This window comes from Chitinophaga sp. MM2321 (assembly GCF_964033635.1).
Classification (GTDB): domain Bacteria; phylum Bacteroidota; class Bacteroidia; order Chitinophagales; family Chitinophagaceae; genus Chitinophaga.
The window spans coordinates 904887-925772 of the sequence record NZ_OZ035533.1; the positions used below are offsets into that span (position 1 = coordinate 904887).

Sequence of the window (20886 nt, forward strand, 5' to 3'; positions counted from 1 at the left end):
AACATATGGGCGTTGATAAGAAAATACTCGTTATACCCGGGGATGGCATCGGACAGGAAGTGACCGCATGGGGACAAAAAGTACTGATAACTATCGCAAAAAACTTTCATCACAACTTCACGTTTGAAGAAGGCATTATGGGCCACGTAGCAATTGAAGCTACCGGTGATCCGCTACCTGAAGAAACGTTGCAGAAAGCGAGGAACAGCGATGCTATTCTCTTCGGTGCTATCGGCCATGCCAAATACGACAACGATCCTACCCTGAAAGCAAGACCTGAGCAAGGATTGCTAAGGATCAGGAAAGAACTGGGCCTATATGCCAATCTTCGCCCGATAAAACTATTTGACGAGCTGCTGGAAGCATCCAGCATTAAGCCGGAAATCCTGCGGGGGGCAGATATCCTCTTCTTCCGGGAGCTGACCGGTGATGTATATTTTGGAGAGAAGAAAAGAACGGAAGACCGTAATACTGCTTCTGATCTGATGATCTATCATCGCTACGAAGTAGAGCGTATTGCGCGTAAAGCATACGAAGCTGCACGTACCCGTCGTAACAAACTTTGCTCTGTTGATAAAGCCAACGTACTGGAGGCAAGCCGGTTGTGGAGAGAAGTAGTACAGGAAGTTGCAAAAGAATATCCTGATGTGGAAACAGAACATATGTTTATTGATAACGCCGCCATGCAGCTGATCAAAGACCCCAAACGCTTTGATGTAGTGGTAACGGGCAACCTCTTCGGAGATATTCTTACAGACGAAGCTTCCCAGATAGCTGGTTCTATGGGGATGCTGGCATCTGCTTCCATAGGTGATAAAGGAGGTTTCTTTGAACCTATCCACGGTTCAGCACATGATATTGCCGGTAAAGGATTGGCCAACCCGTTGGCATCTATCCTCTCTGCAGCACTGATGCTGGATATTTCCTTTGGTCTGAAAACGGAATCGCAACGTGTTATCAAAGCTGTGGAAGCTACACTCAGACAAGGGTACAGAACAATGGACATCGCTAACAAACATACTGTTAACGATTTGATTATGGGGACAGACGCCATGGGCGCCAAAGTACTGGAGAACCTGAATTAATCATTCAACGAAAAACATTACACTATCATGGATAAGAATCGTGTATACGTCTTTGATACCACCTTGCGCGACGGAGAACAAGTGCCGGGTTGCCAGCTGACTACTGTAGAAAAGATTGAAGTGGCCAAAAAACTGGAAGCACTGGGTGTGGATATCATCGAAGCAGGTTTTCCTATCTCCAGCCCTGGTGATTTCCAGAGCGTGGTAGAGATATCGAAAGCTGTTTCAGAACCGGTCATATGCGCGCTGACACGCGCCAACAATATGGATATAGACGCCGCTGCAGAAGCACTGCGTTTTGCAAAGCGTAAGCGTATCCACACAGGTATCGGTTCTTCCGATATGCATATCAAATATAAATTCAACAGCACCCGTGAAGACATCCTCCAGCGTGCTGTATCTGCCGTGAAATATGCCCGTAAATTTACGGATGATGTAGAATTTTATGCAGAAGATGCTGGCCGCGCAGACAATGAATTCCTGGCCCGCATGATCGAAGCCGTGATTGCTGCCGGCGCTACAACCGTGAATATCCCTGATACCAACGGTTATTGCCTGCCCGACCAGTACGGCGCCAAGATCAAATACCTCGTAGATCATGTATCCAATATAGACAGAGCCATCATCTCTGTTCACTGTCATAATGATCTCGGCCTTGCTACTGCCAACACCATCGCAGGTATTGTGAATGGTGCACGGCAGGTGGAATGTACGATCAACGGTATCGGCGAACGCGCCGGTAACACTTCCCTGGAAGAAGTGGCCATGATCCTGAAAACACATCATACACTGGGTTATCATACCAACATCAATTCCAAAGGAATTTATGAGATCAGTAACCTCGTGGAAAACATGATGCGCATGCCTGTACAGGCCAACAAAGCAATTGTAGGCCGCAACGCTTTCGCACACAGCTCCGGTATTCACCAGGACGGCGTGCTGAAACACCGCGAAAACTACGAGATCCTGAATCCGGAAGATGTAGGCATCAACTCCAACTCTATCATCCTGACTGCCCGCAGCGGCCGTCATGCGCTGAAACATCACCTGCACCGCCTGGGATATAAACTGGATAAAATCAACCTGGATGAAGTGTACCAACGCTTCCTGGAAATGGCTGATAACAAAAAAGAAATCGCCGATAGCGATCTGCAACAACTGATGGGAGATGGTGATACCACCAACTACGATGATAAAGCCATCAAAGTAGTTTTACTCCAGGTAGTTTGTGGTGATCCACTGCGTCCTATGGCAACTGTAAGACTGCGGATCAATGGTGAAGAGCGCGAAGCCAGTGCGGCCGGTAACGGCCCGGTAGACGCCACCATCAAAGCGATCCATGCCATCATCAAAGATGAAATAGAACTGGATGAATACAGCATCCAGGCCATGCACGGCGGCAGCGAAGACGTTAGCAAAGTAAATATGCGCGTAAAGCACAACGGACAGGCATTCTATGGCTTCGGTTATTCTACTGATATCGTAAATGCATCTGTACATGCATATGTAGATGCACTGAATAAAATTTATTAAAATATTTAGGGATTTTTTGATTTACGAATTTAGGAATTTAGAAATGCAGCAGAGATCAACCTTTGATATAAAATCAAAAAATTTGATCTCTGCTGCATTTCTAAATTCCTAAATTCGTAAATCAAAAAATCCCTAAATGTTTATGCTTCTCACTAGAAAAACACGTCCATGAGCGGGTATTTTTTATAGTCAGGCAGATAGAAATGCCACCATTCGGTACTCGATCCTTTAAAACCATGTTGCTTCATGGTATCGCGCAGCAATTTCCGGTTAGCCGTTACCGTTGGGTCGGATGGGATATAATTATAGTGTGCTTTTTTTGTAAAGTCATCAAAGTCTGTAGGCATCGCCACAGGCTTTCCTGTTTTCAGGTCTACCAGGCTCAGGTCTATTGCCACTCCCCGGTTGTGACCGGAACCCTTTTTCGGATCAGCAGCATAGAGGTCGTTGGGCACAATTTTAAACATGGCTTCTGTAACATGATAAGGACGGTAGGCATCATAAATGAGTAATCCAAAACCTTTTTTATGTAAGGCTGCCTGTACGTTTTTCAATGCTTTCGCGGCAGGAAGCCGCAAATAGATGTTTGTTTTGGTATAGAGTTGCCGGTGCGTGAAATTATTGGTGGTCGCATATCTTACATCTTTTTTTATATTGGGAATGTATGTTTCCAGGTTGATAAGTTGCTGGTTACTGTCGGCTTTAACCAGTTGTTCATATTGTTGATGGGTAGTGATGACCATCAATCCATATTTATTCGGTGTTATTTTCTGGGCGGTAGCAGTATCCATGCAGGTGTATAGTAAAACTAGCAGCAACAGTGTTCTCATGTTCTTAAAATTGGGAAAAATCATTCAATTCCGCCGGAAATTATTGAATTTTGCGAAAACTGGGCAATAAAGTATAGAATACAGCTAAAATACAATTGTATTAGCCTTATATTATTAGGTATTTTTAGAACCCTTAAATTTTAAATTATGGAGCTGTTCAGACTAGATAATAAAGTGGCGGTTATCACAGGCAGTGGTAGCGGCATAGGACAGGCAATTGCTAAATGCTTTGGCGCACAGGGTGCCCTTGTACATATTATAGAACTGAACGAAGAAAGCGGCAGGGGGACCGCAGAAGAAATCAGGGCTGCCGGTGGACAGGCGGAGGTGCATGCCTGTAATGTAGCCGACCAGGCTGCCGTTGTGAATGTAATGGATAGTATTGTGAAATCGGCCGGTAAGGTGGATATACTCATTAACTGTGCTGGTATTGCACATGTTGGTAACCTGGAGAATACAGCGGAACAGGACTTTGACCGTGTTTATAATGTAAATGTAAAAGGTACTTATAACTGCATGTATGCAGTGATCAGACAAATGAAGGCGCAAGGCGGCGGTGTGATCCTGAACCTGGCGTCTATTGCTGCTACGGTAGGTATTCCGGACCGGCTGGCTTACTCTATGAGTAAAGGTGCGGTGCTGACCATGACCTTATCGGTGGCAAAAGATTACCTGGGTAGTAATATCCGCTGTAACTGCATCTCTCCGGCAAGGGTACATACCCCTTTCGTAGATGGTTTTATCGCTAAGAATTATCCCGGTAAAGAAGCGGAAATGTTTGATAAGCTCAGTAAAACACAGCCTATCGGTCGCATGGCTAAACCAATAGAGATCGGCCATCTGGCACTTTTCCTCTGTTCTGATGAAGCCGGCTTTATTACTGGTAGCGATTATCCGATTGATGGTGGCTTTACCCGGTTGAATAATTAATTTATTAATATGATGAATGTAACCTTAGTGCGGGGTATTACCCTTATCTTTCGAAAAATCATTTATTAATTATTAATTACGATCATGCAACATTTTCGTGTATGGCTGGCATTGTCAGTATTAGGTTTTACAGCCTGTAATTCCGGTAGCAACAAAGCAGGCAGCGATGCTGCTGATTCTGCTGCAGCATTCAAGCCGGCCACTCCGGCAGGAACGATTGCCGTTTCCATTACAGGTAAGGAAAAGGATACCCAGGAGATCATCATTAAATTCCAGATAAAAGATCTGGTAAAAGAAAAAAGTTTTGAACAGGTAGTACTGAAAGATGTGTCTGAAGCCGATCTGTATCGTGTGCTGTGGGATAAGCCCAACAGCTGCTATATCGGGGTGATGAAGCCTAACCACGCGGCGAGGTATTATCATGCAAGCCAGGACGGTAATGACCTGAAAATACTTTGGGCTACAGCACCGCCCGCACCCATCTGGCAGTATATGGAAAATACTATGGGACTCGGTAAAGTATCTTCTGCAAATGAACTGGTGAAAAAGTATAGCAAAAACATCCAGTCAGGAAAGATCATTGCTGATTTTATTGTAGAGATCAAGCCCGATGCCACGCCGGATAGTGTGGAACTTTATGTGGAGTTCGGAGGTGTCAGGAAAAGTATGTACATGCCGGTACCTAAAGGATTTGAGCCAACCATTCAGCAAACCACACAGGACGATCATGTGCTTTTTGCGCTGGTAAAGGATGGTAAAGCAGAACCTTTTATCGATATGCATGTAGTAAACGGACGTCTGCAGGTACAGACATTAAAAGAAATTAAAAAAGACTAACTAAGCGATAACAATTAAAAATACTGAAATGAAACTGATCAGGTTTGGTTTACCAGGCGAAGAAAAACCGGGTGTTGCTACTGCCGCCGGGATGTTTGATACAAGTGCCTTCGGAGAAGATTACGGAGAAAAATTTTTTAAGAGCAACGGGCTGGAACGTCTGTCACAGTGGTGGGCACAGCATGGTAGCTCATGCCCGCAGATCCCTGCCGGCGTGCGTTTAGGACCACCCCTGCAACGTCCTTCCAAAATAATCTGCATCGGTCTGAACTATGCCGACCACGCAAAAGAAACAGGTGCAGCTACTCCCGCAGAACCTATCGTGTTCTTCAAAAGTACTTCCTCCCTGGTAGGTCCCAATGATAACCTGGTGATTCCACGTAACAGTCAAAAAACGGACTGGGAAGTGGAACTGGCAGTTGTGATTGGTAAAAAGACCAGCTATGTAGAAGAAAAAGACGCCCTGGATTATGTAGCCGGTTACTGCCTGCACAACGATTACAGCGAGCGCGCTTTCCAGATTGAAAGAGGCGGTCAGTGGGTAAAAGGCAAGAGCTGCGATACTTTTGCACCTTTAGGTCCCTGGTTAGCTACCAAAGAAGAAATCGGAGATGTTAACAATCTTCGTTTATGGCTTACCGTTAACGGCCAGAAAATGCAGGACGGTAATACTTCCAACTTCATCTTCAATGTAGCTTACGTAGTATCATACCTGAGCCAGTTTATGACATTGCTCCCGGGTGATGTTATTTCTACCGGTACACCAGCTGGTGTAGGTCTTGGTATGAATCCGCAGGTATTCCTGAAACCAGGAGATGTTATTGAGCTGGGTATCGATGGCCTGGGCTCTTCCAAACAAACAGCGGTAGCTTATAAATAATCAGTATGAAAAGATATTGTCTGGCATTAGACCTGGTAGACGACCCGCAAATGATCAGCGAATACGAAGCTTATCACCGTGCAGTAGCGCCTGAAATAAAAAAGAGCATCACCGACAGCGGCATCACCGTTATGGACTTGTACCGTGCCGGTAACCGTATGTTTATGATCATGGAAGTAGATGATACTTTCACTTTTGAACGTAAAGATGCCATGGATGCTGCCAACCCCGCCGTACAGGTATGGGAGCAGCTCATGTGGAAATATCAGCAGGCGATACCGGTAGCGAAACCAGGAGAGAAGTGGGTGGTTATGGACCAGATCTTTTCATTATAATATTTTCGAATTTTAAGATTTTGAGATTTTGTTTCAATTAATCAATTCCAATAGCAATGAACAAGGTGTTATGAAAACTGATTAATTGAAACAAAATCAAAAAATCTCAAAATCAAAAAATCTCCAAATGATTATAGATGCTCATCAGCATTTCTGGCAATTCGATCCCGTTCGCGATGCGTGGATAGATGATTCCATGCAGGTGATCCGGAACGATTTTTTTCCTGAACACCTGGCGCCCATACTGGCTGAAAATGGCGTTCACGGATGTGTTGCCGTGCAGGCGGATCAGTCGGAAGCGGAAACTGCTTTCCTGCTATCGCTTGCAGATAAACATGATTTTATTAAAGGTGTGGTGGGCTGGATTGATCTCCGTGCGGATGACATAACAGCACAACTGGCAAAGTATACCGCCTTTCCCAAATTGAAAGGGTTCCGGCATATTGTGCAGGGAGAACCGGACGACCGCTTCCTGTTGGGAGCAGATTTTTGCCGGGGTATCCAGGCTTTAGCGGTATACGATTTTACATATGATATTCTCGTATATCCGAAACAGTTAGCCGCAACGGCCGACTTTGTATTGAAATTCCCGACGCAAAAACTGGTCATTGACCACGTGGCAAAACCGGATTTCAAAATCGCCGACATGGACACATGGGCCGCACATATGCGCCGCATTGCACAGTCGCCGAATGTATATTGCAAACTGAGCGGATTGGTGACTGAAGCCGACTGGCAGCATTGGGAACCGGCGCATTTTACACCCTTCCTGGATGTAGTGCTGGAAGCATTTGGTCCCGACAGGCTGATGTTTGGCTCCGACTGGCCGGTGTGCCTGCTCGCAGCAGAATATCACGAGGTAAAAAGCATCGTGACAAACTACATCAGCAAACTATCAACTGCAGAACAAAATAAAATTATGGGAGGCAATGCCATCTCATTTTATCATCTATAAACAAACTAACACCACAAATATGGATTTAGAATTAAAAGGTAAAGTGATTATCGTTACCGGCGGTGCCAAAGGTATCGGGGAAGCTATTGCTAAACAGTTAGGTGCTGAAGGCAGCACTGTTGTGGTGGCAGGCAGAAATGAGGCGGACAACACGAAAGTAGTAAATGAAATCGCAAAAGCTGGCGGTCAGGCCTATGGCATAAAGGCGGAACTGGCGAATGTAGAAGACTGTAGAAAAGTGATTGCGGAAACCGTAGAAAAATATGGTAAAATAGACGGACTGGTGAACAACGCCGGCTTCAATGACGGTGTAGGCCTGGAAAGCGGCAGCCCGGAAAGGTTTATGCAATCGTTGCAGAATAACCTGTCTCACTACTACAATCTCGCACATTTCGCATTACCTTACCTGAAAAGCACCAAAGGTAATATCGTGAATATAGGCTCTAAAGTAGCTACGACCGGACAAGGAAATACATCCGGCTATGCAGCTTCCAAAGGTGCAATCGATGCACTTACAAGAGAATGGGCGGTAGAGTTGTTGCCATATTCCATACGCGTTAATACCGTGATCCCTGCTGAAGTATGGACACCCCTGTACGAAACCTGGATCAACTCATTACCCAATCCAAAGGAAAAACTGGCAGATATTACAGCAAAGATACCATTCGAGAAAAGGATGACTACGTCAGAAGAAATTGCCAGCACTACGGTATTCCTGTTGTCGCCACGTTCATCACATACGACCGGACAAATACTGTTTGTTGATGGAGGTTACACACACCTTGACAGATCCATTATTTAAGCAAGCATTCTTTCACCTGAAATCATAAACTCTTCGTTATGGCCGGAGGCACAGTAAGTAATTCCACCTATACCAGTAGTGCCCAACCAGGCACGAAGACTGGCTACCTTATTCCTTTTATACTGGTTACCAGTCTTTTCTTTTTGTGGGGTCTTGCTTATGGTTTGCTGGATGTGTTGAACAAACATTTCCAGGAAGTGCTGAGCATTACCACGAAACGCTCTACCTTATTACAGGGCGCTTATTTTGGGGCTTACTTTATCATGGCATTACCGGCAGGTATGTTTATGAAAAAGTTCGGATATAAGAAAGGGATTATAATGGGGCTGTTGTTATATGCCACGGGCGCATTTATGTTTTACCCGGCTGCGCGTGCACTGAATTTCGATTTTTTCCTGCTGTCCTTATTTGTACTGGCATGTGGACTGGCTTGCCTGGAAACGGCTGCCAACCCTTATGTTACCGTATTGGGCGCAAAGGAAACTTCTGAGCAACGCCTCAACTTATCACAGTGTTTCAACGGCCTGGGATCTTTCCTCGGACCAGTTATTGGCGGCGCCTTGTTTTTTGGCGGCGACAACAAAAATGATCTTACCTCCGTACAGCTCACCTATATTGCTATCGGTGTGATTGTATTGCTTATTGCCGCTTTCTTTTACAGGACCACACTGCCGGAAATTAAAGAAGAAGAAGTAGAAGGAGAGGAAGTGATGAAAGATGAACGCCCGCTTTTTGCACATAAACATTTTGTAGGCGGCGTTATCGCCCAGTTCTTTTATGTAGCCGCCCAGGTGGGTGTAGGCGCCCTGTTTATTAATTACGCCACTGAATACTGGCATGGCACCTCCAATGAAAAAGGCGCTTACCTGCTGTCAGCCGGTATGGTGCTGTTCCTGGTAGGCCGCTTTGTAGGTACGGCGCTGATGCGTAAAATAGCGCCTAATAAACTGCTGGCAGTATATGCTTTTGTGAATGTGTTTTTGTGCGCTTTTGTAATGACCGGTAACGGCGCGCCTGCTGTATATGCACTGATCGCAGTTTTCTTCTTTATGTCTATCATGTTCCCTACTATTTTTGCACTGGGTGTAAAAGATCTGGGTAAACATACAAAGGAAGGGGCTTCCTACCAGGTAATGTCTATTGTAGGCGGCGCTTCTGTGCCTTACCTGATGGGCCTCGTAACAGAATGGCAATCAACAGCTATCTCATATGGTATCCCTATGATCTGCTTCATGGTGGTATTCTATTATGGCTGGAGAGGATATCGCAGAACTTAAAGAACTGCGTTGTTTTTAACAGGTAATCCGCAAAATCATCGTAACTTTCTTATACAAAAGGGAAGACCATGATTTTGCGGATTTTTATTGGCCCTGCCTGGCGGTTCCTCGTTATCAGCTGCCTGTGCATAGGGTTTGCAGGCTGCTCCAAGAACAATACCTCAGCAGACATGCCGGCTGTTACGTCACCGTTGCAGTTAGCTATCACAAACATGATGAACAGCCACCCGCTGGTACGCATAGATTCCGTTTATACCAACCCTTCCGGTGAATCATTTACGATTACCCGTTTCCGTTATTATCTCAGTAATTTCTCCCTGGTATCCACTTCCGGAAAAACAATAACATTACCACCAGCATATTTCATGGTGGATGATGCGGATGCAGCCTCAAAAATAATTATACTCGACAGCGTTCCTACCGGTAACTACAGCAGTATCCGTTTCCTGGTGGGCGTAGATAGTGCCCGCAATGTGAGCGGGGTGCAAACAGGTGCATTGGCGCCTGAAAATGGGCTATTCTGGACATGGAACAGTGGCTATATTATGGCACAGATGGAAGGCATTGCACCGGTTGTTAATGCGCTTGAAAACAAGTTCCTTTTTCATATCGGTGGCTACAAAGCAGCGGATAAAGTTTTGAATTTTATAACGCTTGATTTCCCCGAAGCGGTTGTAGTAGCTGTAGATAAACACCCGCTGGTAAGCATTACCGCAGATGCAGCAAAGTGGTTTACACCTGATACCATCAGTTTTAAAAAAGTAGCTGTAATCATGGCGCCCGGTGCTGATGCCATGAAAATCGCGGCGAACTATCAGCACATGTTCAGTGTTAAAACAATTGCTAATTAAACAAGCAGATGAATCGAAAAGCAATGTATATCGCAGGGGCTTTCTGCCTGTTGTTATTCCTGGTGCATGCGTGCAGAAAGGAAAACAATGGTAGCGGCAACACCGCTCCTGATCCTTATACGTTGCAGCTGCCGCCTGGCTTCCCCGAACCGGTATATGATTTCAGCAAAAATCCGTTGACGAAACAAGGCATTGCCCTGGGACGGTTCATGTTCTATGATTTCCGGCTCTCGCGCGACAGCACGGTTTCCTGTGGTTTTTGTCATCAGCAGTTTGCGGCATTCGGCCACTTTGATCATGCACTCAGTCATGGTGTAGGCGGGGCACAGGGTAGCCGCTCCGTACCCACTATCTTTAATATGATCTGGCAAAAGGCATTTATGTGGGATGGCGGTGTGAATAACCTGGAAATACAGCCGCTGACACCTCTTACAGATCATAATGAAATGGGGGTAGACCTGAAAGAACTGATGGGGAAGATGCAACAGGACCCCAAATACCGCCGGTTGTTTAAAGAAGCATTTGGCTCGGAAGAAATTACGAGCGAACGGATGTTTAAGGCCATTACGCAGTTTGTGGCTACGATGGTATCCGGTAATTCGAAGTATGATAGTGTAATGCGTAAAGAGCCAGGTGTGGTTTTTTCGGAAGAAGAAGCGGCGGGATATACCATCTTCCAGCAAAAGTGTGCGGCTTGTCACAAGGAGCCTTTATTTACGGATCTGACCTATCGCAGTAATGGCCTGCCCTACCTTGCTGCCCTGAATGATGTAGGCCGTATGAAGATCACTGGTAATACGGCCGATTACCTTCATTTTAAAGTGCCCTCCCTGCGTAATATCCTGAAAAGCTCGCCTTATATGCACGATGGCCGCTTCTTCGATATTTACCAGGTATTCGACTTTTATGATCACGGGGTGCAGGTTACACCCAGTACTGACCCGCTGGTAAAAAATGGGATACCCTTATCTGATCAGGAAAAAAGACAATTGTATCTTTTCTTCAATACCCTCACAGACCCCTCTCTTATTAAGAATGAATCCCTTAGCGAAATCCAAATCATTTAGGGATTTAATTATTTAGAGATTTAGATATTTTGTTTCAGTGTGGGTTACTTTCCAGAAACAAAATACCTAAATCCGTAAATCAAAAAATTTAAAAATATTTATTTTCTCGTCCAGCAGTCGGCTACGTGGTCATTCACCATACCGGTAGCCTGCATATAGGCGTAGCAGATAGTGGAGCCTACGAACTTGAAACCACGTTTCAGCAGATCCTTGCTCATGGCATCGGAGATGGCTGTTTTGGGTGGAACTTCTGACAGGGATTTGAAATGATTGACCACTGGCTTATGACCAACAAAAGACCAGATGTATTTATCAAATGATCCGAATTCTTTTTGCACGGCTAAAAAAGCATTGGCGTTGGTGATGGTAGCACGAACCTTTAATTTATTACGGATGATGCCTTCATTCTGCAACAGTTGTGCTATCTTTTTTTCATCATATTTCGCTATCTTTTTCACATTCCAGTTGTCAAATGCTTTGCGGTAGTTTTCCCGTTTGATCAGTACCGTATGCCAGCTAAGACCAGCCTGTGCGCCTTCCAGGCAAAGCATTTCAAAGAGATGCTGATCATCATGATTGGGTATGCCCCATTCATTGTCGTGATAATCTTTGTATAGCTGGTCTTTAAGGCTCCAGCCACACCTGTTTTTTTCTACAGTTCCCATTCGTTGATGATTTGGCTTACAAGGATTTTATAGTCAGCAAGATCGGTAATTGTCTGGTTAATAAAGCTATTATCTTCCAGGCTTCCCACTACGGCATTCATCTCTTCTTCGCTTTCGTAGGCCAGTTGCCGGAAAGGATTTTTATAGTCCTTTTCCCTGGAGCGCCGGATGGCGTTAGTGATCCATTCCATTGTTTGTATGGAATCATTCATCCATTGTGCCAGTAAAGCGGGACTGAAGTTTTTCAGCGGTGTTTCTTTTATTTCGAGCATGCAGGCTACGGCATGCTGCAATTTATCTGTTGTATATTCTTTCCCTATTTCAGCATAAGCCTCATGTACCTGTGACCACCCGGAGATCCTGTTCTTTTTGATCTTTGACTTCAGGGTGTCAACAGTGTCTGCTTTCATGAGCTGGCCACCAATGTTGAGCCAGTCGCCCCGACGGGCTGTTTTTATATCGGCCTGTAATGCAAGGTAGGAGGGCTTGTTGGCCGACAGGATATTTTTGATCCCGTAAAGAAGGATCAGTTCTTTAAAGAGCGGATATGCCCGGTGTACTTTCAGCAACTGTACCTCACGGGTGCTGTTTTCCATGCCGGTAACCAGGATGCAGAGCTTCGCTACTTCTTCCGGATTATCCTGCAACAGTTCCTTCCCTTTTTTACGTATATCCTTGTCCGTTAGTTCTTTTTTGGATGTGTTTTCCGGGAGTGCATACCATGCTTTACCAGTGGCCGTTTCCATGATGGTAAGTGCAGTAAACATCTCTTCCACAGAATCGGGCGCCAGGTAATCGTATTCGATGAACTGTGTTTTGTCAGTACGCTTATCGCGGTCCACATACTTCCACGAGTTGCGGGCTATCGCATACATATTATGCATGAACCAATAACCGGGCATGATCTTCAACCGGTTTTCGCATTCATCGTTTAAAACAAGACTGAAAGGAATACTGATATTCAGTTCAGACATGTAATTGCCTTTGGAGATGAGCGTAAAGCTGGCAAACTTTGAATTGTGTTTGAGACTTACGCAAAGCCCCGGCCAGAAGCCTCTGCCGGCAATGATTTCGCCGTCTGCTCCCCGTGAGTTATGATTGGAGCCGATGGTAGCACCGGCGGCCATATTGCTCTGACCCATGATGAGCGCCGCACATAAAAATGAGTTGTTATGATGCTGTTCATGCGCTGGAAAAATGAGTGAATTCAGTACTTCACAGCAGGAGATGGTCGCATTATTTCCCAGGTAGGAATTGATCAGCCGCGCACCATATTTCAACTGGGAATGCGAGGCCATCACAAAGCGTACTGCTTTCACTCCGTAAAATACACGGCAGCCATAGCCAACAATACCATTCACCATTTCACAGCCTTCCCCGATCTGCGAGGCGGCTGTACTACTGCTGTTGATGGTCAGATTTTTTAGTTTGTTGGCGCCTTTCAGGTAAGCGTCGGTGCCAATGGTGACGTCCTTGATCATCTTACAGTTCTTGATCACACTCCGGTCGCCTACCATACCATAGTAACCGCGTCTTTTATCGAATTGTTTTTCGGTAAATGCTTTAAACTGTTTTTGCAGCTGATCATCATCCCGGTAACGGGTCCACAGATAAGCATCTCCGGGGAGCATACCATCAAACGGCATCACCTTTCTACCACCATTTTCGTTACAGAGTTCCATCAGGATACGGCCATTTTCCGGCTCTCCATCTTTCACAATACCATTTCCGAATTTGGCATAATCTGTCGTCGCCATTTCATTTACGTTGGCCACTATTACTTCATTGCCAAGAATATAATGAGAAAGATAATTAACGTTGTGCACCACTACATTATCGCCGAAATCACAGGCGCAGATAGTGCTGTTATAAAGACCTACCGGTAAGCGCAGGTTATGGAATTCAAGATAGTAAGGTTCCAGTTTGCCAATGCGCACCATCCCGAAAAAGTGACAGTGCTGTACCAGCTGCGGATTAAATTCATGGGAAACAAAAATATTATTCCAGTCGTCCGAACTATTATCATTACGCACCAATGCCTCCACCTCATGCGCGAGGAGCCGCCTGTACTGGTCCTGCCGGCTCCACTGCTCATTGCGCAGGTAGTACTCGTCTTTACCTTTTGGCAAGGTGGTTTCAATGAAATTATACCCCAAATCTGAAAGGGGGCGTTTTTGGATGTTATTCATGGAGACGATATTATTTTTTGATTTTGGAATTTTGGAATTTTTTGATTTTGAGATTTTGAGATTTGAAATGTAGCAGAGATTAATATTATTATATCTGTAATCTTCGCGCATTTTAAATCTCAAAATCTCAAAATCAAAAAATTCCAAAATCGTAAATCTTTTATTTATTCTACTGTTACGCTCTTCGCCAGGTTCCTTGGTTTGTCTACGTCGCAGCCTTTCAGTACGCCTATATGATAGGCGAGGAGTTGTAAAGGGATTACAGAGATGATCGGCGCCACCAATTCATCTGCCGCAGGCACAAAAATAACGTCATCGGCCATGGCTGGAATTGTTTGATCGCCTTCTGTTACAATGGCTATCACTTTACCTTTGCGGGCTTTTATTTCCTGGATGTTGGATACTACCTTTTCATAGTAGCTGTCTCTGGTAGCTACTATGACTACAGGAAGATGTTCATCTACCAGTGCAATAGGGCCATGTTTCATTTCTGCTGCGGGATATCCTTCCGCGTGGATGTAGGAGATTTCTTTCAGCTTCAATGCGCCTTCCAGGGCTACGGGGAAGTTGTATCCACGGCCCAGGTAGAGGAAGTCGCGTGCATCTTTATATTTGGCGGCTATCTCTTTTACCTGCTTGTCCAGTTTAAGGGCGGTCGCTACTTTTTCAGGGGCCTGATCCAGTTCATCCAGCAGGTGCTGGAAACGTTGCGGTGTGATAGAACCCTTTTCAGCGGCTATTTTCAGGCCAACGAGACAAAGCACGGCCAGTTGTGCCGTGAATGCCTTGGTGCTGGCTACACCGATTTCAGGGCCGGCGTGCGTATAGGCGCCACCGTGAGAAAGACGGGCAATAGAAGAACCTACCACATTACAAATACCAAGAATGATAGCGCCTTTTTCTTTGGCACTTTCAATGGCTACCAGTGTGTCGGCTGTTTCACCGGATTGTGATACTGCGATGATCACATCACCGGGGCCTACCACCGGATTGCGGTAACGGAATTCGGAAGCGTATTCTACTTCCACCGGTATGCGGCATAATTCTTCGATCATGTATTCCGCCACCAGCCCGGCATGCCAGGAGGTGCCACAGGCTACAATGATAATGCGTTTGGCGTTTTTCAACAGGTCTGCATGTTCGCGTATGCCACCCATGGTGAGGGTACCTTTCTTTGCATCGAGGCGGCCGCGGAGGCTGTCGAAAATAGTTTGCGGCTGCTCAAATATTTCCTTCAGCATGAAATGATCGTAACCACCTTTTTCAATGGCGGCCAGTTCAATGTCTAGTTGCTGTATGTAAGGAGTTTGTCTTTCGTTGGAAATATTTTTCAGGATCAGTTCATCCGCTTTGATGATGGCTATTTCGTAGTCATTTACGTACACCACTTCTTTGGTGTATTCCACAATGGGAGAGGCATCGGAGGCAAGAAAATGTTCGCCTTTTCCTACGCCTATTACAAGCGGACTACCCTTGCGTGCAGCAATAAGGGTATCAGGATTATCTTCATCAATGAGCAGGATCACATAGGCGCCCACCACTCTTTTGAGGGCAATACGCAATGCTTCTTCCAATGGGCACTGATTACTTTTTTTGATTTCTTCGATAAAATGAAGCAGTACTTCGGTATCGGTATCGCTGGTAAAAACATGTCCCTGGTTGAGGAGCTCCTGTTTTAACTGTACATAGTTTTCGATGATGCCGTTATGAACCATCGCGAGTTTACCATCGCCGGAAATATGTGGGTGTGCATTGCGGTCGCAAGGTTCGCCATGGGTGGCCCAGCGGGTATGGCCAATGGCGATGTGGCTGCGCATATCAAAGCTGGATGCATATTCCTCCAGGGCGGCTACTTTGTCTTTTTTTCTATATACCTGCAATCCATTGTTGATGATGGCTACGCCTGCGCTGTCGTAACCACGGTATTCGAGTCTTTTAAGGCCTTTCAATACTACCGGATAAGCTTCGCGTTGCCCGATGTAAGCTACAATTCCACACATTTTTTAATTAAATTTTTGGAGAGGTTTATCATTGCAATATCGCATTAATTGTTAAAATTGCATCACAAAATGTGAAAAAACATTTAGTTTAAGATACGGTTATACGGTTTTCAGGTTTTCTAATGTAAAATGAAAAAAGGGATTATAGTGCTGATAAAGCCGGATATTAAGATTCCTTAACATTCAGTTTCATCATTCACTATAATCCCTTTTAGGAAATTACGAATCCGTAATTATTTCCTCAGTGTGCTTTCAAATAAAAGCAATATTCTTTTATACTCGTCTGTCCAGCTGGCCGGTGTTGTAAAACCATGGTCTTCTACCGGGTATACTGCCAGTTCCCAGTTGTCTTTACCCAATTCAATCAGGCGTTGTGATAAACGCACAATATCCTGGAAGTGTACATTGGTATCCACCATGCCATGACACATCAGCAGCTTGCCTTTCAGTCCATCTGCAAAATAGATGGGAGAAGAGCGGCGGTAAGCAATACTATCCGTAAATGGTTCATTCAGGATATTGCTGGTATAGCCATGGTTGTAATGTGCCCAATCAGTAACGGAGCGTAAAGCCGCACCGGAAGCAAATACACCGGGTGTTGTAAACATCCCCATCAATGTCATAAAGCCTCCGTAGCTGCCGCCGTATATACCAATCCGTTGGGCGTCCACCTGCAATTTCTCTGCCAGGTATTTTGCGCCGTCCACTTCGTCCTCCAGATCTTTTCCTCCCATGTGACGATAGATGCCTGTTCGCCAGTTCCGGCCATAGCCGGCGCTGCCGCGGTAATCTATGTCCAGTACCGTATAGCCTTTGTCTGCTAACAGGTTGTGAAACATATACTCCCTGAAGTAGGTACTCCACCATTTATGTGCGTTCTGTAAATAGCCTGCGCCATGTACAAATATAACAGCCGCACCGTTGTTCTTTGCCGGGTCCGGGGTGTATAAACGTGCATATACCGGCTGCTGATCCCGGGCCGTGAATGTGATCACTTCCGGATCGCGCCAGTGATAGGAACGGAACTCATCCGACTGCGCCTGGTTGGTGATCTGTACTGGTTTTGCTCCCGCCTTGTTAGGCTGGAGGTACAGTTCCCAGGGTTTGTTGGAATAGGAATAACGGAAGGCGATCCATTTTTCATCTGGTGAAATGCTGACTTCATGCGCCCCCTGCATCGTGGTAATTCTTTCTGCCTTACCACCGTTTACGCCTATACGATAAAATTGCTTTTCGCCCGGATGCACTTCATTCGTAACAAGATAGAAAAATTTCCGGTCATGTGATAATTGTGCTTCCTGTACTTCGTAATTCCCGCTGGTGAGTTGTTTGATGTGACCATCATTTACGTTAGCCGTATACAGGTGTGAATAGCCGCTGGCTTCAGATTGATACCAGCAGGTGTTTTCATCTATCCAGCCGATGTTGCCACCGCCCATACTCCAGCCAATACCGGGTCCGGCAATCCATGCTTCGTCCCGCTGCCGGTTCAATGTTTTTACTTTCCCCGTAACTGCATCCAGCAGTACAATCCAGCGGTCCTTGTTATCCTGTGAGCGGATGTCGGCAATCGCATGGGTACCCTGATCCGACCAGTACGGACCATTTACAATCACTTCCCTTATAACGGCACTGTCTTTTTTCGTATAGTCGGCTACGTAGTCCGGCTGATCTTTGATACCGGGGAGGTCTGTGGTATTGATGGGTAACACCGTATCAAGCTGACGGTCATACACAAAGCTTTCGAAGCTGCCCTGCGGTGCGCCTACTTTATCACGGGAGGGAATATCTGTTGTAAAACCGGTGGCGGTTACAAATTCAGGAACGATGGTACTGCGTGCATCATCTGCTCCCTTGTAAAGGCGATAGGTAATGAACCGGCCATCGGGGCTGATCTGTACATTTTGCAGCTTTTTATTCTGCAGATACAGGCTGCGTAATGATTTGGGATCATGCAGCTTGTTGAAGGCCGTAGCGGCGGCTGTTTTTGCTTTCTTGTCGCGAACAACTGCCATCAGTTCCAGCTGCTGTGCTTTCAGGAATTTTTCTTCCGCATTATCTTTGTCGCCAGAATCTGCCGGTGGTTTGTTACCGGTTGTGAAGTGACTGAGCTGCGTTGTCAGACCGGTAGTTTTGTCCCATCCATAGAGGTCGCGGTTATGCTGATACACGATTTGCTTACCGCCAAAACTGAATACCGGATCGGTTTCTGTGGCAGTAGTGTTGGTAACACGGGTTGTTTTACCGGTTTTTATCTCCAGTAAAAAAATATCTCCCTGGTAGCTGTACGTTAATAATGTTTTATCGGTATTATAAGTGCCACCAGCTTTTGCTGCGATCAGCGCGCGCTCTCCGGCGGCTGTTTTGACAGGTGTATGGTTATTGATGCCGGCAGCATACAGGGAGTCGGTCAGTTGTTTGTCCGGGTTCCAGTTGAAATACACGGTTTTGTTATCGGTACCCCAGTATACATTATCGGGGGAGGTTCCCATCCACCTGGGATCGCGCATGATCTTTTCCACAGTAAGCGGCCCGGTTTCCTGGGCATAGATACGGTTAGCTGATAAAAGAATAATGGCGGGCAATACCCATTTTCTCATAGCGGTTCGTTATTTTGTTGGGGAATAAATGTAACGGTTTAATCATAAATTGCCTTAAATTTTAGCTGGGCGTATTGCCCTCACCTTCCGCTTTAACATTGCCTTATGCGCTTGTTGCCAATTTTATGCCTCCTGATCCTGTTTGCCGCTTGTAAGCCGCGGCCACGTGAACACCAGCAGGTAGCGGTTTCAGAAGATACAACTTTTCTTACCGGTACCTTTTACCTGGTAAGGCATGCAGAAAGAAATCCCGGGCCCGATTCTACGTTAACAGCCGCCGGTATGCGGCGGGCGGGCGCTTTATATCAGCTGCTCAAAGATTCCGGACTAAACAAGATCTATCTCACCCATTATACAAGAAGTATACAAACCGCTGATAGCCTGCGTTTGCGGCTGCACCTCGATACCTGTTTCTACCGGGCCGATACCAGTGGGGAATCACTCATCTATGAAATTACCCGTCATGGCGACTGGGGCAAAAGGATCTTGGTGATTGGTCATAGCAATACGCTGGCGCCTATCATGCGCAGCCTGCGCGCCAAACCACCTGTAAATCCTGTGGGAGAGGACGAGTATGATCGTTTATTTATCATCAGAAAAAATGCAGCAGGAACATCTTTAAAAGAGAGTTGTTATTAAAGCAATATTCCTTTCATCAGCGTATATGCTACCGTAAAGTAGATCAGCAGCCCGGTTACATCCACGAGGGTGGCTACAAAAGGAGCGGATGACGTGGCCGGATCGGCGCCGAAACGTTTCAGGATAAGCGGAAGCATTGAGCCCGAAAGGGTGCCCCATAATACGACACCTATCAGTGAAATGCCTACCGTAGCGCCTATCAGCACGGAATGGTCGCCATAAGTATGAAAGAAAGAGTTCCACAGCAGGATACGGGTAAAGCCGATGGCTCCCAGCACACTGCCCAGCAATACACCGGAGATCAGCTCTCTGCGCATAACGCGCCACCAGTCGCTGATAGTGAGTTCTCCCAACGCCATGGCCTGTATAATCAGGGTAGATGCCTGTGAGCCACTGTTACCACCACTGGAAATGATCAGTGGAACAAACAACGCCAGCACCACTGCCTTGGCTATTTCTTCTTCAAAAAATCCCATAGCCGTAGCTGTTAGCATCTCGCCGATAAACAGTACGATCAGCCAGCCGATACGTTTCTTCACCAGTTTCAGCAGCGGCATATCCAGGTATGGTTCATCCAGGGCTTCGGTACCACCGATCTTCTGGATATCTTCTGTATGTTCTTCATTTGCGATCCACAACATATCGTCGATCGTTACAATACCGAGCAGGATGCCCTGGTCATCTGCTACGGGAAGGGCTACCCTGTTTTCCATCCGGAACACCTGGATCGCTTCTTCCTGGCCATCGTTGGCATGAAGCGATACAAAGCGGTCATCCATCAGGGTATGTACAACGGTATCCGGCGATACCAGCAGGAACTCGCGGATCCGGAAGTCATCGAGTAAATGTCCTTTTTCATCAATCACATAGATCACATCAATCGTCTCACTATCTTTTCCATGTTCGCGGATATAATCCAGTACTTCTTTTACCGTCCATTGCTCTCTTACGGCAATGTATTCCGGTGTCATGATACGGCCTACACTATTTTCGGGGTAGCCGAGTAATGATAAGGTGATCCGTCGCTCTTCAGGGTCCAGCAGTCTTATCAGTTCTTTCACCGCCTCGCTGGGCAGTTCTTCCAGGAATGCCGTCCGGTCATCCGCCGGCAGCTCGTTCATCAGTTCTGCTACTTTAGCGGGAGATAATTCCTTGATAACATCTTCCTGCAAGGGGAAGTCCAGTATGCGGAAAGCCGCTGCCGCTCTGGTGATCGACAGGTGATTGATAATAATCCCCGCATCTTCGGGGAGATCGTGAATCAACTCAGCTATATCCGTAATTAACTGGTCGTCCAGGTATACTGACAGCTCACGGTAGTTTTTCTCTTTTGCCAGTATGCTGAATTTCTCCAGTAAAGCTTCATTTTCCATGTACATTGACTCTATGCGCGAAAATAAGTAAAATAGAA

General features: G+C 45.9%; 18 protein-coding genes. 12 read left to right on the top strand and 6 right to left on the bottom strand.

Going from position 1 to position 20886, the window contains the following annotated elements; translation table 11 throughout:
• The first annotated feature begins 5 nt into the window (after positions 1-5).
• Entirely contained in the window at positions 6-1085 is a 1080-nt protein-coding gene (gene leuB / locus ABQ275_RS03375) for a 3-isopropylmalate dehydrogenase (protein WP_349316858.1), read from the top strand.
• Between the two features lie 27 nt (positions 1086-1112).
• Entirely contained in the window at positions 1113-2618 is a 1506-nt protein-coding gene (locus ABQ275_RS03380; protein ID WP_349316859.1) for a 2-isopropylmalate synthase, read from the top strand.
• Positions 2619-2770: 152 nt separating this feature from the next.
• On the opposite strand, the gene ABQ275_RS03385 is transcribed toward ABQ275_RS03380, so the two are convergent.
• On the bottom strand, positions 2771-3448 hold the full coding sequence (locus ABQ275_RS03385; protein ID WP_349316860.1) for a M15 family metallopeptidase: 678 nt from the start codon (positions 3446-3448) through the stop codon (positions 2771-2773).
• A gap of 147 nt (positions 3449-3595) precedes the next feature.
• On the opposite strand from ABQ275_RS03385, the gene ABQ275_RS03390 reads away from it, so the two are divergent.
• From ABQ275_RS03390 to ABQ275_RS03430, 9 genes are all read left to right on the top strand, one after another.
• On the top strand, positions 3596-4378 hold the full coding sequence (locus ABQ275_RS03390; protein WP_349316861.1) for a glucose 1-dehydrogenase: 783 nt from the start codon (positions 3596-3598) through the stop codon (positions 4376-4378).
• Positions 4379-4462: 84 nt separating this feature from the next.
• Positions 4463-5215: a hypothetical protein gene (locus ABQ275_RS03395; protein WP_349316862.1), complete on the top strand. Its 753-nt coding sequence runs from the start codon at positions 4463-4465 to the stop codon at positions 5213-5215.
• Positions 5216-5243: 28 nt separating this feature from the next.
• Positions 5244-6095, top strand: coding sequence for a fumarylacetoacetate hydrolase family protein (locus tag ABQ275_RS03400; RefSeq protein ID WP_349316863.1), 852 nt, complete (start codon positions 5244-5246; stop codon positions 6093-6095).
• A 5-nt stretch (positions 6096-6100) separates the two neighbouring features.
• Positions 6101-6430, top strand: a complete 330-nt coding sequence (locus ABQ275_RS03405) for an L-rhamnose mutarotase (protein ID WP_349316864.1) — start codon at positions 6101-6103, stop codon at positions 6428-6430.
• 127 nt (positions 6431-6557) lie between these two features.
• The gene (locus ABQ275_RS03410; protein WP_349316865.1) at positions 6558-7385 is read left to right on the top strand and encodes an amidohydrolase family protein; all 828 of its coding nucleotides are present in this window, start codon (positions 6558-6560) and stop codon (positions 7383-7385) included.
• Positions 7386-7404: 19 nt separating this feature from the next.
• A complete protein-coding gene (locus tag ABQ275_RS03415) occupies positions 7405-8187 on the top strand; it encodes an SDR family oxidoreductase (protein ID WP_349316866.1) in 783 nt (260 codons plus the stop codon).
• 38 nt (positions 8188-8225) lie between these two features.
• Positions 8226-9464, top strand: coding sequence for a sugar MFS transporter (locus ABQ275_RS03420; protein ID WP_349316867.1), 1239 nt, complete (start codon positions 8226-8228; stop codon positions 9462-9464).
• 68 nt (positions 9465-9532) lie between these two features.
• Positions 9533-10315, top strand: coding sequence for an MbnP family protein (locus ABQ275_RS03425; RefSeq protein ID WP_349316868.1), 783 nt, complete (start codon positions 9533-9535; stop codon positions 10313-10315).
• Between the two features lie 8 nt (positions 10316-10323).
• Entirely contained in the window at positions 10324-11382 is a 1059-nt protein-coding gene (locus tag ABQ275_RS03430; RefSeq protein WP_349316869.1) for a cytochrome-c peroxidase, read from the top strand.
• Between the two features lie 98 nt (positions 11383-11480).
• Here ABQ275_RS03430 and ABQ275_RS03435 read toward each other — a convergent pair whose 3' ends face one another.
• The 4 genes from ABQ275_RS03435 to ABQ275_RS03450 all read right to left on the bottom strand — a co-directional run bounded on the left by ABQ275_RS03435 (position 11481) and on the right by ABQ275_RS03450 (position 18836).
• The gene (locus ABQ275_RS03435) at positions 11481-12047 is read right to left on the bottom strand and encodes a DNA-3-methyladenine glycosylase I (RefSeq protein WP_349316870.1); all 567 of its coding nucleotides are present in this window, start codon (positions 12045-12047) and stop codon (positions 11481-11483) included.
• Positions 12035-14236, bottom strand: a complete 2202-nt coding sequence (locus ABQ275_RS03440) for a DUF4954 family protein (RefSeq protein WP_349316871.1) — start codon at positions 14234-14236, stop codon at positions 12035-12037. Before ABQ275_RS03440 ends, ABQ275_RS03435 begins: the two co-directional genes overlap by 13 nt.
• 164 nt (positions 14237-14400) lie before the next feature.
• Complete coding sequence (glmS, locus tag ABQ275_RS03445) at positions 14401-16236, bottom strand: glutamine--fructose-6-phosphate transaminase (isomerizing) (protein WP_349316872.1); 1836 nt, start codon at positions 16234-16236, stop codon at positions 14401-14403.
• 233 nt (positions 16237-16469) lie between these two features.
• Entirely contained in the window at positions 16470-18836 is a 2367-nt protein-coding gene (locus tag ABQ275_RS03450) for a prolyl oligopeptidase family serine peptidase (RefSeq protein WP_349316873.1), read from the bottom strand.
• Positions 18837-18941: 105 nt separating this feature from the next.
• Here ABQ275_RS03450 and ABQ275_RS03455 point away from each other — a divergent pair, with 105 nt between their 5' ends.
• Positions 18942-19475 (top strand): histidine phosphatase family protein, encoded by a 534-nt coding sequence (locus ABQ275_RS03455; RefSeq protein ID WP_349316874.1) that lies wholly within the window; start codon positions 18942-18944, stop codon positions 19473-19475.
• Here the strand turns inward: ABQ275_RS03455 and mgtE are convergent.
• Positions 19472-20848, bottom strand: a complete 1377-nt coding sequence (gene mgtE / locus ABQ275_RS03460) for a magnesium transporter (protein WP_349316875.1) — start codon at positions 20846-20848, stop codon at positions 19472-19474. The genes ABQ275_RS03455 and mgtE overlap by 4 nt on opposite strands.
• Between the last annotated feature and the right edge of the window lie 38 nt (positions 20849-20886).